Raw genomic sequence first — 14,928 nt, forward strand, 5'->3', positions numbered from 1 at the left:
GGATCGACCCGGATGCCCTGCTCCCCCGACGAGCTGCGCACGCTGTTCCTCTTCGAGTCGCTGAGCCAGGAGCAGCTCGAGGAGCTGTGCGCCAATGGGCACGTCGAACGGGTCGAGCCGGGGTGGGTGATCCGCGAGGGCGAGAAGGCGACCTGCTTCTACGTGCTGATGGACGGCGAGCTGGTGATGAGCCGCACCGTGGGCGGCAGCGAGGTGACCGTGACCCGCACCGACCAACGGGGCGTCTATGTGGGTGCCTGGCGTTCCTACCTCGGCGACCGCGCCACCCAGACCTACGAGTCGTCGGTGCGGGCGGTGGTGCCTTCGACGTTCTTCGTGCTCGACGCGGACGCGTTCGCCCGGCTGACCCGCACCTGGTTCCCGATGGCCATGCACCTGCTGGAGGGGCTGTTCTTCGGGATGCGCAACACCCAGGCGCGGGTCAACGAGCGGGAACGCCTGCAGGCGCTGGGCTCGCTGTCGGCCGGCCTGACCCACGAGCTCAACAATCCGGCCGCGGCCGCGGTCCGCGCCACCTCGACGTTGCGCACCCGGGTCGCCGGGATGCGGCACAAACTGGGGATGATCGCCGCCGGCCCTTACGATCGCGCGACGCTGGAGGTGCTGGTGCACCTGCAGGAGAAGGCCGTGGAGATGGCGGCCAAGGCGAGCCGTCGTGACCAGCCGCTGACGGCGATGCAGACCGCCGACGCCGAGGACGTCCTGATCGACTGGTTCGACGACCACGCCATCGGCGCCGGCTGGGATCTCGCCCCGACGTTCGTGGCCTCCGGGCTGGACACGCAGTTCCTGGACAAGGTGGCGGCCTGTGTGAGCGGCGAGACCCTGGAGGGCGCGATCCGCTGGCTGAACTATTCGCTCGAGACCGAGCTGCTGATGGACGAGATCGAGGATTCGACCACCCGCATCTCCACCCTGGTCACCGCGGCCAAGCAGTACTCGCAGATGGACCGGGCGCCGTTCCAGGTCGTCGACGTGCACGAGCTGCTGGACTCGACGCTGATCATGCTCGGCCGCAAGATCGGCGCCGGCCCGTCGTCCGAGGACGGCCCGGCCGCTCCCGGCGAGGCCGGCGTGACCGTCCACAAGGACTACGACCGCACCCTGCCCCGGGTACCGGCCTACGCGGCCGAGCTCAACCAGGTGTGGACCAATCTGATCGACAACGCGATCGCGGCCATGGACGGCCATGGCGTGCTGACCATCCGCACCGCCCGGGAGGACGATCAGCTGCTGGTCGAGATCGGGGACACCGGGCCCGGCGTGCCGGAGGACATCCGCTCGCGCATCTTCGAGCCGTTCTTCACCACCAAACCGGTCGGCCAGGGCACCGGCCTCGGCCTGGACATCTCCTGGCGCATCGTCGTCAACAAGCACCACGGCGACCTGCGGGTGCTCTCCGAGCCGGGGGACACCCGTTTCCAGGTCCGCATTCCCCTGACCGTGCCCGCCCCGACCGAAGCCGTCCCGGCGGATGCGCTACCCACCCCTGCCCCATCCGCCGTCACCTCGGAGGCCTGAGATGTCCGACGCCGCCATCGATCCCACCGCCGCGCCCAGCGGCACCGGCTGCGTGGAGTGCCTGGACAGCGGGGGCTGGTGGTTCCACCTGCGCCGCTGCGCGGCCTGCGGGCATGTCGGTTGCTGCGACTCGTCGCCGTCCCAGCACGCGACGGCGCACTACCGGGCGAGCGGCCATCCCGTCATCCAGAGTTTCGAGCCCGGCGAGGACTGGTTCTGGAGCTTCCCGGATGAGAATGTCGGAAGTGGACCGGATCTCGCTCCGCCGACCTCGCACCCGGTCGATCAACCGGCGCCGGGACCGGCCGGTGCGGTGCCCCGGGACTGGCAGCGTCACCTGCACTGACGCGGTGGGGGCGGTCGTCGGCCCGCCCGAACGGATCAGCGGTGCTCGGAGATCAGCACCGCGCGGGTGTCGGGTTCCAGCGCGATGAAGACGTGCGGTTGGTCCCCCGGGTAACTCACGTAGTCCCCCGGCCCCAGTTCCACGTCGGCGTCCACCGGTCCGACCCGGGCCCGCCCCTGAGTGATCACCAGGTGCTCCACGGTGCCGGGTAGGTGGGGGTCGGAACGCTTCTCCGGGCCGGGTTCGGCCACCAGCTGATAGAGGTCGCGCCGGGTCCCGGGCGGGGCGGCGGTCAACAGGGTGGCCGCGTAGTCCGCGTGCTCCGACCGTGCGGTGGTGCCCTGGCCGAAGCGGATCACCTCGACCCGGACCGGAGTCGGATCGACCAACCGGGAGAAGGGCACGCCCAGCACGTTGCTCAGGGCCCAGACCGTTTCCACGCTCGGATTGCCGACGCCTGACTCCAGTTGTGACAGCGTCGATTTCGCCACTCCGGCCCGTCGGGCCAGCTCGGTCAGGGTCAGGCCGGCCCGTTCCCGCTCGCGCCGCACGGACGTCGCCAGAAAGCTCACCGCGTCCATGACGTCCCCTCGTTCTCTGCATCGAACAGTCGGTCGCCTTGACGAACATGCCGACCTGTGTTCACCATAGCGACCATGCGGACGGATTGGCGAACTGCAAAGCGGGTGTCCGCGGACCTCTGGCGGGACGGCGCGATGCTGGGCGTGGCGGTGGCCCTGCCCGGGGTGTCCTTCGGGGCGCTGAGTGTGGCCGGCGGACTACCCGCCTGGGCGCCGATCGTCATGTCGGTCGTCGTCTTCGCCGGTGGCGCCCAGTTCGCGGCCGTCGGGGTGCTGGCCGCCGGAGCCGGCGCCGTGCCGGCCATCCTGACGGGACTGCTGCTCAACCTGCGCCTCCTGCCGTACGGCCTGACCATGGCCGATACCGTCGCTCCGGTTCGTGGGCCACGGGAAGGCGCCGCGCCTGGATCCTCGGCGGAGCGGGATCGGCGACAGCCAGGCGCGATGGATCGGTGGTTGCTGCCGCACCTGCTGGTCGACGAGTCGGTGGGCCTGGCCCAGACCCGTCGCGACCCGGCGGAGCGGCGGGCGGCGTTCCTGTTGGGCGGGTGGGGGGTCTTCCTCGGGTGGAACCTCGGGGTGCTGGCCGGGGTCGCGGTGGGGCAGACCGTCGGCGACCCGGCGCGGCTCGGTCTGGACGCGGCCCTGCCTGCCGTCCTGGCCGCCTTGATCGTCGGGTCGGTGCGGGGGCCCGCGGCGGGACGAGCCGGGCCGGACGGTGAGCGGACGGATCCCTCCGGGTCCGCACCATCGCGGTCCGGGGTCGACACCCGGTTGGCCCTGGCGGCCGTGACGGGCGGAGCCATCGGCGTCGGCGCCCACGGGCTGCTGCCGCCGGGCCTGGACGTCGTCGCCGGTCTGGCCGGCGGGCTCGTGGCCCTGGTGCCCAGCCGTCGGACAAGTGCGACGAAGGTCGATATCCGGACGGGCCGGTCATGACGACGGCGGTTGTCGTGACGATGGCCGGACTGGCCGTCGGTACCTGGTTGCTGCGGGTCGCCGGGGTCAACCTGGCCCAGCGGTTCACCCTGTCGCCGCGCGTCGAGCGGCTGCTGTCCGCTGCCGCGGTGGCGGTGCTGGCGGGTCTCGCGGTGACCGCGACCGTCTTCACGGCCGACGGTGTCGCCGGACCGGCGCGCATCCTGGCGGTCCTGACGGCCGTCGGTCTGGCCTGGCGCCGGGCTCCACTGCCGGTCATCGTGGTCGTCGGCGCGGGTGGAGCGGCTCTGCTGCGGGCCGCCGGGATGGCCTGACCGGTCCCGGTGGCGGGAGCCGCCGAGAACCGAAGGCAACCTACGAGGACTGACGCGGATCACCGTGGTCGGCGTGGGTGAACCCCACTCTGTGACCGAAGCCCAAGGCCCGACCCGGCTGCCCACGGAGCCGGCGTGTTCACAAGAAGGCCGAGCCGAAGGCCCGACCCGGCTGCCGCAGGGTGGGTGGGTGAACCCCGGCAGCCGGGCGGGTGGGTTGACGGTACGACGGGCAGCAAATCGGACGCATCGTGCAAGTGCACCGGACTGCGATGATGCGAATGCACCATCTCGTTCCGCGGCTCTGACCCTGGCCCGGCCGACGCGGAGCTCGCCGGCCGTCAGGTGGGTCAGGCCGTCAGGCGGGTCAGGGGCGACGCGGGAACTTCTCGAACTCGGGTCGGCGGCGGGCCTTGAACGCCTCGCGGCCCTCCTTGGCCTCCTCGTTGGCGTAGAAGAGCAGGTTCGCGTCGTGGGCGAGTTGCTGGATGCCGGCCATGCCGTCCTCGGCGGCGTGGAAGCTGGCCTTCATCAACCGCAGCGCGAACGGGGAGAGGGCGAGCATCTCGCGACACCACTGGACGGTCTCGCGTTCGAGGTCGGCCAGCGGGACGACGGTGTTCACCATGCCCATCCGTTCGGCCTGGTGGGCGTCGTACTGACGGCAGAGGAACCAGATCTCCTTGGCCTTCTTGGCCCCGACGATCTCGGCCAGCAGGCTGGCGCCGTAGCCGCCGTCGAAGGAACCGACCCGGGGGCCGACCTGACCGAAGCGGGCGTTGTCGGCGGCGATGGTGAGGTCGCAGACCAGGTGCAGGACGTGACCGCCGCCGATGGCGTAGCCGGCGACCATGGCGACGATGGGTTTGGGCAGCCGCCGCATCTGGATGTGCAGGTCGGTGACGTGGAACCGACCGACGGCACCGGCGGCGCCGGGCTCACTGAGGTAGCCGGTGTCACCGCGAACGCGTTGGTCGCCGCCGGAGCAGAACGCGTTGGGGCCCTCCCCGGTCAGCACGATGACGCCGACGGCCGGGTTGTCGCGGGCCTCGGTGAGGGCCTGGGAGATCTCGACGATGGTCTGCGGCCGGAAGGCGTTGCGGACCTCGGGACGGTTGATCGTGATCTTGGCGATGCCTTCGGCGGAGTGCTCGTAACGGATGTCGGTGAAGTCGCCGACCGGCGTCCAGACGACGGGTTCGGTGCTGATCTGCGGGGTGTGACCTGCCATGGACGTCACCCTAGTTCGCAGGGTCCGGACGGCCGGAAGGCCGCACCCGCCGGGACGGGATGCGGCCTTCCGGTTCGCGCGGTCGGTGACCGCGCGATCAGCGGAACGGCAGGGTCACCGTCGATCCGGCGCCCACCGAGGCGGGGGCGGTGGTGGACAGCGCGCTCCACACCTCGACCTTGACCGACCCGTTCTTCAGGTCGGCCCAGTCGCCGGTGGCGTTCGCCGGGCCGCCGGTGGCGGTGTACTGCTCGGCGCCGGGCACCGGATCGGTGGCGAAGTACCGGTAGGTCTCGACGCGGTCCCAGCTGCCGTTGCCGGTGAAGTCGAACGACACCCGGATCTGCACGGCGTTGCCGACGGCGGTGCCGGAGTCGACGGCCAGGGCGAAGGCGGTGCCGGCGGACTGCTTGGTGCCGCTGACTCCGGTCGCCGTCCAGGTGAGCGGCTTGTAGGGCGTGCCGTCCCGGGTCGCTCCGTCGGCCGGGTTCAAGGTGACGGCCCGGCCCTGGTCGGCGCTGGTGACCAGAGCTCCGTTACCACCGAGATAGCGCACGCTGGAACCGGTTCCGCCCGGGGCCGTGGTGCTCGGCGCCGTCGAGCTGGGCGCCGTCGTGCTCGGCGGTGTGGTGCTCGGCGGCGTGGTGCTCGGCGCCGTGGTGCTCGGCGGGGTGCTCGGTCCGGTGGTCGTCCCCGGGCCACCGGGAACGCCGCCCTGACCGTTGCCGCCGGACCAGGTGATGGCCCCACGGGTGGCGGTCTTGCCGGCCGGCACCGACAGTGAGGTGCCGTCGGAGAACTTCACCGTCATCGCCTGCGACGTGACATTGCTGGCCACGTAGGTCTTCTTGCCGCTCTTGCTGAACGTGACGGCCAGCGGATGGTCGGCGGTGACGGTGGTGTCGATGGTGCCGAGCGCGGCGAGATTGCGGATCCAGTGGAAGGTGTGGGCCCGGGTCTCGCCCTCCTCCGGTGAGTAGTTGCTGCCGGCCCGGAACAGGCGGAGGGCCTGGTCGGGATCGCCGGTAGCCAGGAACTCCCAGATGATGTCCTGCCAGACGGTGGGCGCACCGCCCGCCCGCTGGGCGACCTCGGCGTAGTTCTTCTTCACGTACTCGGGGTGGTAGCCGAGGTACAGGTGGCCACCGGTGACGGGCAGCATGTTGATGCCCTGGATCTTCTCCGGCTGGTCGGAGAACCAGGTCGCGTACGACCCACCGTCGCCCCACACCATGCCGACCGTGCTGTGGTCGAAAGCGGAGGGGAAGGTGGTGTTGTCGACGTCGAACCAGTAGTTCTGGATGGCCTGCGCCTGGGTCGTGTAGATGTAGATGCCGGCGTCGCGGACGGCCCGGTTGCCGGTGACCTCGCCCCACTGGATCAGGGCGTTGGCGAAGTTCATCCCCTCGGAGGACGACTCCTGGTTGTTGCCGGCGGCGAAGGCGCCGTGCCCGGAGGCCCAGTCGTGGCCGGCGTAGATGTCGAAGTCCCGCAGGTACGGGAAGCGGGTGTCGCCCCGGTCGTAGTTGTTGGCGTCGCGGATCAGCAGGTCGACCATGCCGCCGTACTTGGCCGAGCTCGCCCACTGCGGGTCGAACCGGGCCAGGGTGGCGGCTGCGGCGATGAAGTAGCCGTAATGGAAGTGGTGGTCGTTGAGTTCCTGGTCCGAGCCGTAGGAGGCTGGGTAGCCGATCAGGGTGCCCCAGTTGGCGTTGTAGGCGAAGACCTGCTCGGTCTGGCCGGGTGCGGCGGTGAACCAGTCGTTCAGCGTGGCCTTGATGGCGGCCAGCGCGGTGTCCCGGGTGCCGGTGTCCCCGATCTGGTCGGCGATCTCGGCGATGCGGGCGGCCCGGCCCATTCCCTTGCCGGCCCAGTAGGTGTCGGCCCGTTGCATGGCCATCGGGTCGGCCTTGACCTCGGCGAGGTACGCGTCCAGAGTGGCCCGGTCGGCCCCGGTGGAGTCGCCCACGGCGGGCACCTCGGGGAGCACGCCGGAGAACTTCATGCTGGTGGTGAACGACTGCGTCCCGACGGCGATCTTCATGGGTCCGCGGGGCGAGACGTACTGGCGCGAGCTGGTCGTCGTCCCGGTCAGCGACTTCCACTGGTGCGGGTAGAGGGCGAGCACGGTTGACCGCTGGGTGCCCTCCCACGGTGTCGTCGCGATGCGGTAGGTGCTCTTCATGGTGGCCGACGGCTCGTCGTAGGCGTAGGACAGCGAAGAGCCGGTGACCTTGGCGTAGGCGTAGCGCGCGTAGTTGGAGGCGATGGTGTTGCGCTGGGCGTCGGAGTCGACAGGCGTCGTCGGCAGTACGGCGAGGCTGTAGTACTTCTTTCCGGACAGGTTGCTGCTGAACGTGTTTCCGCTCTGCTGCCATCCGGATCCGGACGGCGCGAACGCGACGTAGTCGTGTCCGTTGACGGTGAAGCCGATCGAGCTGCCGCTGTTGCGCCAGACCTTGGGCGGAGCGGCGGTGGTCAGCGTGCCGGCGGCTCCGGCGGTGATGCCGTCGACGTACACGAACGGCAGGCCGTGTCCGATGGTCGCCTTCATGGTGCGCGACCCGCCGGTCCACGCCGGGGTGACGGTCCAGTCGGTCCACCCGTCGACCTTGACCATCGGCGCGTCGAGGCCGGCCACGCCGGCGGTGACGTCCTGGGCGTAGGCGTAGTGGTACTCCTGCAGGCCCTTGGCCGGGGTGGTGACGGTCGGGGTGGTGCTGTAGGAGATGCCCAGCCCGTTGGCGCCGGGCAGGAACGACAGCGGGTGCGCGTGCAGGTTCTCGCTGTAGGCGCAGTTGAGTCGCTTGTAGGCCAGTGACGACCACCAGTCGTTGGTGGGAATGGCGCCCTTGGGGGCGTTCTCGGTGAGGAACTGCCGCGGGTCGGTGGAGATGCTCCCGCAGCCGCTGGGCAGCGGACCGACCTGGTCGGTGGTGTAGCTACCGGCTCCGACACTGACGACGCCGGCGGCGGCGGCCGGCTGGGCGATGACGACGAGCCCGGCCACGCTGGTGGCGGCGGCGGCCACGAGGGCGAGCACCCGGCGACCGGTCCGTCGCCCCGTCGTGCGGTCGGTCCGACGACGCTGATCGGCCCGCACCTCGCCGTCGACATCTCTGGCTCGTCGCATCATGGGGAACCTTTCACCAGGGTGTGGGATCGCTCCCACCTTGCGCAGACGCAGGGCAACGCCACCTCCGGTCGTGACTGGTCGGAGGCGGTGCAGGCGAGTGCGGTGCCTTCGACGCTAGGTTCGCCGCCGACCGCTCGCAACGGCGGACGGGGGATTTCGTTCCATCGCTGGGTCCGGTCACTGACCGTGGGAGGACCCTTCGAGCCGTCCATCGCGAACGCCCACGATCGGGATTGGACCACCCGATCGTTGACATCCGAGCCCGAAGGAGCCTCACGTAGTAGCCCGTTCGGCCCAGGAACGCCCGGGCCGCACCGGTATGCCACCCGGGCACCGTGTACCGGCGTCCCGGCCCGGCGGTCGGCCGCCGGGCCGGGCGACGTGCTGATCGACCGGGCCTACGGGCAGGCGCGCAGCATGGCCCTGCGGACGGCGTCGTGCACCTCGGTGTTGCGGAGCACGCGACCGAGATCGGCTGCCCCCGGCCCACTGGCCGTGATCGGGGTGGCCGCACCGGTGTGCCCGTTGGTCGTCCAGTCGACGGACATCACCAGATCGGAGTTCGCGATCGGGATCTCGTCCTCGGCCTGTTCCCCCGGGGCGTTCTCGTCATCGGGGTCGACGTTCTCGATGGCCAGTCCCCCGGTCTCGTGGTCGCCGACCACGAGCACCAGTGTCCCCGGAGTCCGGGCGGCGAAATCGAGAGCCAGCCCGACGGTCTCGTCCAGCGCCTGCCCGGCGGTCACCGTCAGGTGGGCGTTGCCGTGGTGTGACATCTCGTCGATGCCCTCCTCCTCGATGAGCAGGAAGAAGCCGTCGGGGTCCGTCGACAACAGGTCCATGGCCTTGGCCGCCATGTCCGGCAACGGGACAGCCGGCTCGTAGAGGTCGCCCTCCCCCTCGTTGTGGTGTTCGAACATCTCCTCGTTGGCGAACAGACCGAGGACGGGGGTCTGCTCGATCCCCGCCAGCTCGTCCCCGGTGGAGACGTACTGGTAGCCCAGCTGCTGCGCGCGATCCACCAGGTTGCCCTCGGTGCCCTTGCTCTGCTCGGTCGGGTCCTTCGGCGGGTTGTCCGGCCAGGCCCCGGCGTCTCCTTCGGGGTACCACCAGTCCTCGCCCCCGCCCAGCACGAGGTCGACCTGCGTCTGTTCGATGATCTGGCGGGCGATCTCGCTCTGGTCGCCGCGGTCGGCGACGTGGGCCGAGAACGCCGCCGGCGTCGCGTCCGTCACCTGTGAGGTGGTGACGAGCCCGGTGGCCCGTCCCCGGTCGCGGGCCTCCTCCAGCAGGGTCGGCAGCGGGTTGCCGTCGACGTCCACGCCGACGGCTCCGTTGTAGCTGCGCACGCCGGTGGCGTAGGCGGTGGCGGCGGCCGCGGAATCGGTGACCGCCTCCTCGGTGTCGGCCGAATCGGTGTGCACGAAGCCGGTGCGGTCCATCCGGTTCATCCGCAGGTCGCCGTCCTGGCCCTGGGTGGCCAGGCGGATGAGTTCCCGGTGGGCGATGCCCATGCCGTCGCCCTGGATGAAGATGACGTTGCGCGCTCCGTGCGGATTCCGGTCGCCGCCGGCCTGCGGGGCGACCGTGGCCGTTCCAGCGGTCGGGGCCGCCGCGGTGGACCAGGAGGTGGTCAGCGGCCCGACCGCGGCGGTGGCGACCGCCAGTCCCAGCACCCCCAACGGAGCCAGCAGGCGCCCCCGCCTCCGGGGCCGGTGGTGGTCGTCGTGGGGTGCTCGCCAGTGGGGTGTCGCGTTCACGCGCGCCTCCGGGTGTCGGCCGGACCTCGTTGTCCGGACGCGGAGAAACGTCACCCGATCAGGGAAGGTTCAACCCCCCGAATCTCGGGGAGACCCGGCGCAGTGGTCACCCCCAGGACAGGATCCAGGCGTACGCGGCCATGGAGACGACGTAGACGGCGATCACGATGGCGAAGCCGGCCGCGTTCACCTGCCAGGTCGGCCGCGGGCGGGTCCACCAGGACAATCGACGAAAGGCCCACGGGACGAGGAACCAGCCGAGCAGCTGGGTGCTGACCAGGTTGCCGACGAACAGCGTCAACCAGAACGGCACCCCGTGCGCGGAGAACAGCGGGTCGGCGACGAAGTACCCCCAGAGGAAGACCACCGGGTAGAGCATCATCAGCACGATGAGGTTGCTCTTGAACACCGGTTCCGGGGCCGGGGCGTCACCGGACCAGAAGCCGAACCCGTAACTGGCCTTCTGGAGGGTCATCTGCTCGTTGAAGCGTTCCCCCTCGGCCAGCAGGGTCCGGCGTTCCTCGGAGTCCAGCCAGGCCTGCAGGTGTTCGTCCGTGTCGAAGGACAGCACGACAGTCCAGTTGTCCTGGACGCCCGGGATGGGCCGCTCCACCTTGTGGCCGATGAAGCCGTCCAGTCGTGCCTCCTGGGCGGAGATCCGCCGTTGCCAGGCCAGGAACTCGTTCTCGAGCTCCGGAGCGACCCGGCTGGAGATCAGCACGGACGCGGCCTGCGCCCGTCGGGTGGGGTCCTCCTGGATGAGGTGGATGTCGTCGTTGCCGACGAAGTGCCCGCTGATCTCGGCGGCCAGCTCGGCCCGCTCGGCCGACTGCAACCAGTTGCGCGCCGACCGGACATCGACGAACCGCTGCACGATGACCCAGTCGACCTGCTCGGGCGGGTTCGGCCGGATGACCTGACGGTCCAGGAATCCCGGCCACCCGGCCAGCACCTGACCCACCCGTCGCTGCCAGGCCTCGTACGCGTCGTAGGACGTCTCGGCCAACCGTCGGTGGACGACCAGCGCGACCGGAGCCGACGAGTTCGATGTCGCAGCCGCCCCGGCCGGGGACGGCGAGCCGATGGTCGATCCCATCGCGGGTCAGGCCTTCCGGTAGGCGCGACGCCCCATCACCCAGGTCTCGTCGACGGCCCGCTCGTCGCTGACCATCATGATCGAGAACAGCAGCTCCCCCGCCTGCTCGACGGTCTGCGGGCCGCCCTGCTCGGCGAGCAGTGAGGCGTGCCAGGCCACGGCCGGCGGTCCGGCCGTCCAGTCCAGGACGACGAAGTCGGCTTCCTTGCCGATGTCGAAATTCCCGACGAACTCGTCGATGTAGAGCGCCTCGGCGCCGCCCTGGGTGATGGACCAGAACCCCCGGAACGGAGACAGCTTGTTGCGCTCGGACTCGGCCAGGTTCTGCTGGCTCGGGATGAGGCTGCCGTCCAGCATGCAGTTGTTGAGCATGCCGACCTTGTACGCGTCCTCCAGCACGTTGATCATGCTGAACCGGTTGCCGCCACCCATGTCGGTGCCGAACGTCAGGCGCACGCGGTGCTCGGGATCGGTGGCCTTGCCCAGCCGGAACAGCCCGGACCCCAGGAAGAGATTGGAACAGGGACAGAACGTCACGGCGGCTCCGGACTCCGAGATGCGCCGGAACTCGTCGTCGCTCAGCCAGACCCCGTGCCCCCCGGTGAACTTGGGCCCGACCAGACCGAATTTCTCGTACATGCCGAGGTAGTCGGTGCAGTCGGGGTGCAGGTCGAGCACACCCCGGATCTCCGCTGGGTTCTCGCTGATGTGGGTGTGCACCCACAGGTCCGGGTTCTCCTGCTTCAGGCGCTGACAGGTCTCCAGCAGCTCGGTGGTGGCGCCGAAGGCGAACCGGGGGGTGATGGCGTAGAGGTTGCGGCCCTTGCGGTGGTAGCGCTCGATCTGCTCGGTGGCCGCCGCGTAGTAGTCCTGCGGCGAGATGGTGAACCAGTCGGGTGCGTTCTGATCGATGGCGGTGATGCCGGCGATCGCCCGCATGTTGCGGCGGGACGCCTCCTCGAACAGTTCTTCGGTGCACACCGGGGCCGACGAGGTGAACGCCTGGAAGGTGGTGGTTCCCGACGCCAGCAGATTGTCGAAGAAATGCCGGGTGCCCTCCTGGGCGTACTCGCGGTCGGCGTACTTGCGTTCCTCGGGAAACACCGACTTCTGCAACCAGGGCAGCAACTGCTCACCGTAGGCGCCGAGCACCCGGGTCTGCGGCAGGTGGATGTGGCCGTCGACGAAGCCGGGCACGATGATCCGATCAGTGATCACCGTCGTGTCGACACCCTCGTGACGCGAACCGATCTCGTCGTAGGCGCCGAAGTCGACGATGATCCCGTCGTCGACGACCAGCAGCCCGTCGGCGAAGAACCGCACCGCCGCCTGCTCATCCCCGACGTGCTTCCACGGGTCGTCCACGAAGTCCAGGAATGTTCCGCGGACAGCAGAGATGGTCATGCGTTCCCCCTCGCCCGCCGAACGGGCTCCTACGCCGGCCGACGCACAGTGATATGCGTCGAAAAGCATTGTCGCAGCCCGAATGCCGGGCTGATCGACCCCGTTGGGGTGGCGGAGTGATGCCTTTCGGGTCATCGGCTCGCGCTGCGATCGGAATTGCACCCGATCGTGGACGGCCGGGCATCTCGTGGACCGGCACTTGCGGCCGGCCCCGCTCGACCCGGCACGCTCCGGTGCCGGTCAGAACCGCGCGGTCGAGCCGGGAGGCACATCGCCGCGGGCGGCGTCGTCGCCCACCGACGACGCCCGCCGGGCGGTCGCCGCGGTCATCTCGGCCATCAGACGGGCCCGCCGGTCCGACCACCACCGGACTCCGGCGATGACGCCGTTCGCGATGGTGAGCACAGAAACCACGCGCCACGACACCACACCGCCGGCCGCCAACCCGAGCGCGATCAGGCAGACCAGCGCCCAGGCCACCGCCAGAGCCGGCAGCCACGGTCGACGAGTCATCCGACCATCATTCCCCGGCGGCCTACCGACGCGGTGCCACCCGGGTCGGTCGCGCGACGAAGAAGACCACCACGGCCAGCGCGGCGAGCATCGGCAGGGCCGCGGCTCGGTCGGCCACGGCGTAGCAGGCCAGCCCGCCGACCAGGCAGGCGAGGAGGAACCCGACGATCAACGGCCAGGTCCGCCGCCAGGCGTCCCGGTCGGGGTCGGGGACCGGCGTGGTGCGCCGCACGAGCAGGCGCACACCGGCGACGGTCGCACCGACCACGTTGCCGGTCATCACGGCGGTCGTCGGTGAGTGGGCGAAGACGACGTGTAGCAGGGCGTTCTGCACGGCCATCGCAGCCACCGCCAACAGTCCCGTGACCACCCCGACCGCGCTGTCCGGCCGGGCGGAGACGGTGCAGCCGATGCCCACGGCGGCAGCCGCGGTCAGCAGGACCGCCTGGACGATCAGCAACGGACCGGCCCAGTCCGACGCCGGACGGGTCGACCGGGTGGTCACCGCGGTCACCACCGCCGCGGTCACCACGAAGCAGGGGATCGCCAACAGGCCGGTCAGCCCCATGGGCCGGCCGGCCGCGATGTCGGCGGCGAGGACCACCAGGTTGCCGGTGATGTGCGCGCTGAAGACCCCGTGCAGCAGCACGAACGTCGTCACGTCGGTCAGCCCGGCGACCACGCTCAGCAGCAACGGCAGCGCGGCCAGCCGCCGGTCCGAGATCGCCGTCGACGCACCGAGCCGTTCGGACGCGGTCATCCGCGGAGTCCGCGCCGCCGAGCCGCCTGGTAGCAGGCCGCCGGGACCAGGAACCCTAGAGCCATCGCGAAGATCGTCAGGAAGGCCACGTTGGCGTCGTTGACGATGGTCTGCAGCAACGGGGCCACCTCCACGCCCTTCGCCCCCGGGAGCATGGACAGACCGGCCAGCACGCGGAACACCAGCAGGCCGGGCATCAGCGAGACGACCGACGCGAAACCGATGGCCGAGAACGGCACCTGGAAGCGCTGGGCGACCGGCATCAGGACGAAACCCGCCACCAGGCAGGCCAGACCGGCGCCGGCCCACGCCGGCAGGTGCCACTCGTACAACGCCACCCAGCGCAGGGCGTGAACCCCCGCCCCGACGACGAACGGCCACACCAGGATGCGCAGCGGAGCCGAGTAGAAGATCCCGTAGCAGACGGCGACCACCGCGGCGGCCGACGCATCCAGCCACAGCGGCACGTCCCGGCCGGCCGGGTCGAGGACGAGATCGGCGCCCCCGAGGGACAGACCGAGCAACAGCCCCGCCGTGATGGACAGCAGGGTCACGGTGGCGAAGGTCAACCGGGCCAACCCCAGCGGGATCCGCAGATTGGCGACATCCAGCGAGCCGTTGAGCAGGTGCGGCCCGGGCACGAGCACCATGCACGGGCAGACGGCGGCCAACCGCAGCGGCGAACTCACGTCCGCGCCGACCGCGATGGCCCCGAACAGGCCGGCCAGTAGCCCGGCCACACCGACCTGCCAGAAGTTGTTCGCCCCCCACGAGCCCAGGAGCCGCCGGACGATCCCGCCGAGCCCGGCGGCCAGGGCGATGAGTCCGAGCGCGGCCCAGTCGTCGGCGCCGAAGATGACGGCCAGGCCGCAGGCGCCCACCGCGCAGGCGAGAGCGAAGAGCAGGGTGCTGCTCGCCGGCTGCCGGCCGGCGTCCTGGACCGCGGTGGCGGCCGCTGAGGTCGACAGTCGGCCGGCCGCCCGGTCCTCGATCGCGGCGTCGACGGCCATCACCCGGTTCATCCCCACGCCGGTAGGGCTCGCGGCGAACCGTCGCTCCTCGACAGAGCTGTCGGAACCGGTGTAAGAGCAACGACTCTCGGTCCATCCGAGGGTCAGCTCGACCCGCCCGCCAGCGGCCCGGGCCAGCTGGTCGGCCCGTTGGACGATCCGCTGCGACTCGGCTCCGTTGGCCAGCAGACAGGCCGAGGCAGCGGTGATCAGGTCGGCCACTGCGGTGGTGTCGGTCGTAGCCACGGCCGCCCCGGACGGGGACGGCCGGGACGACGCCGCGGGCGCGGCCGGCC

13 protein-coding genes are annotated in these 14,928 nt (G+C 70.6%); 4 read left to right on the forward strand and 9 right to left on the reverse strand.

Features of this window, described 5'->3' with window-relative positions; translation table 11 throughout:
- Positions 1-12 precede the first annotated feature (12 nt).
- Positions 13-1,542 (forward strand): ATP-binding protein, encoded by a 1,530-nt coding sequence (locus tag FDO65_RS05500; RefSeq protein ID WP_137448400.1) that lies wholly within the window; start codon positions 13-15, stop codon positions 1,540-1,542.
- Between the two features lies 1 nt (position 1,543).
- The gene (locus tag FDO65_RS05505; protein WP_137448401.1) at positions 1,544-1,888 is read left to right on the forward strand and encodes a UBP-type zinc finger domain-containing protein; all 345 of its coding nucleotides are present in this window, start codon (positions 1,544-1,546) and stop codon (positions 1,886-1,888) included.
- A 35-nt stretch (positions 1,889-1,923) separates the two neighbouring features.
- Here FDO65_RS05505 and FDO65_RS05510 read toward each other — a convergent pair whose 3' ends face one another.
- The gene (locus tag FDO65_RS05510) at positions 1,924-2,469 is read right to left on the reverse strand and encodes a helix-turn-helix domain-containing protein (RefSeq protein ID WP_137448402.1); all 546 of its coding nucleotides are present in this window, start codon (positions 2,467-2,469) and stop codon (positions 1,924-1,926) included.
- 105 nt (positions 2,470-2,574) lie between these two features.
- On the opposite strand from FDO65_RS05510, the gene FDO65_RS05515 reads away from it, so the two are divergent.
- Both FDO65_RS05515 and FDO65_RS05520 read left to right on the forward strand, forming a co-directional pair.
- Positions 2,575-3,408 (forward strand): AzlC family ABC transporter permease, encoded by an 834-nt coding sequence (locus FDO65_RS05515; protein ID WP_137448403.1) that lies wholly within the window; start codon positions 2,575-2,577, stop codon positions 3,406-3,408.
- Complete coding sequence (locus tag FDO65_RS05520) at positions 3,405-3,722, forward strand: AzlD domain-containing protein (RefSeq protein WP_137448404.1); 318 nt, start codon at positions 3,405-3,407, stop codon at positions 3,720-3,722. Before FDO65_RS05515 ends, FDO65_RS05520 begins: the two co-directional genes overlap by 4 nt.
- A 367-nt stretch (positions 3,723-4,089) precedes the next feature.
- Here FDO65_RS05520 and menB read toward each other — a convergent pair whose 3' ends face one another.
- The 8 genes from menB to FDO65_RS05560 form a co-directional block, all read right to left on the reverse strand.
- Positions 4,090-4,953 carry a 1,4-dihydroxy-2-naphthoyl-CoA synthase gene (gene menB, locus FDO65_RS05525; protein WP_137448405.1) on the reverse strand — a complete coding sequence of 288 codons (864 nt, stop codon included), beginning with the start codon at positions 4,951-4,953 and terminating at the stop codon, positions 4,090-4,092.
- 97 nt (positions 4,954-5,050) lie between these two features.
- Positions 5,051-8,089 carry a glycosyl hydrolase gene (locus FDO65_RS05530; RefSeq protein WP_205849798.1) on the reverse strand — a complete coding sequence of 1,013 codons (3,039 nt, stop codon included), beginning with the start codon at positions 8,087-8,089 and terminating at the stop codon, positions 5,051-5,053.
- Positions 8,090-8,487: 398 nt separating this feature from the next.
- Positions 8,488-9,726, reverse strand: a complete 1,239-nt coding sequence (locus FDO65_RS05535; protein ID WP_420847518.1) for an alkaline phosphatase — start codon at positions 9,724-9,726, stop codon at positions 8,488-8,490.
- Positions 9,727-9,955: 229 nt separating this feature from the next.
- The gene (locus tag FDO65_RS05540) at positions 9,956-10,945 is read right to left on the reverse strand and encodes an antibiotic biosynthesis monooxygenase (protein ID WP_137448408.1); all 990 of its coding nucleotides are present in this window, start codon (positions 10,943-10,945) and stop codon (positions 9,956-9,958) included.
- 6 nt (positions 10,946-10,951) lie between these two features.
- Positions 10,952-12,349 carry a guanine deaminase gene (guaD, locus tag FDO65_RS05545; protein ID WP_137448409.1) on the reverse strand — a complete coding sequence of 466 codons (1,398 nt, stop codon included), beginning with the start codon at positions 12,347-12,349 and terminating at the stop codon, positions 10,952-10,954.
- A 240-nt stretch (positions 12,350-12,589) separates the two neighbouring features.
- Entirely contained in the window at positions 12,590-12,862 is a 273-nt protein-coding gene (locus FDO65_RS05550) for a hypothetical protein (RefSeq protein ID WP_137448410.1), read from the reverse strand.
- Between the two features lie 22 nt (positions 12,863-12,884).
- A complete protein-coding gene (locus FDO65_RS05555) occupies positions 12,885-13,622 on the reverse strand; it encodes a YoaK family protein (RefSeq protein WP_137448411.1) in 738 nt (245 codons plus the stop codon).
- A complete protein-coding gene (locus tag FDO65_RS05560; RefSeq protein WP_166442045.1) occupies positions 13,619-14,878 on the reverse strand; it encodes a threonine/serine exporter family protein in 1,260 nt (419 codons plus the stop codon). The genes FDO65_RS05555 and FDO65_RS05560 overlap by 4 nt, the downstream gene beginning before the upstream one ends.
- Positions 14,879-14,928 lie beyond the last annotated feature (50 nt).

Origin of the sequence: Nakamurella flava (genome assembly GCF_005298075.1) — a bacterium.
Lineage (GTDB): Bacteria > Actinomycetota > Actinomycetes > Mycobacteriales > Nakamurellaceae > Nakamurella > Nakamurella flava.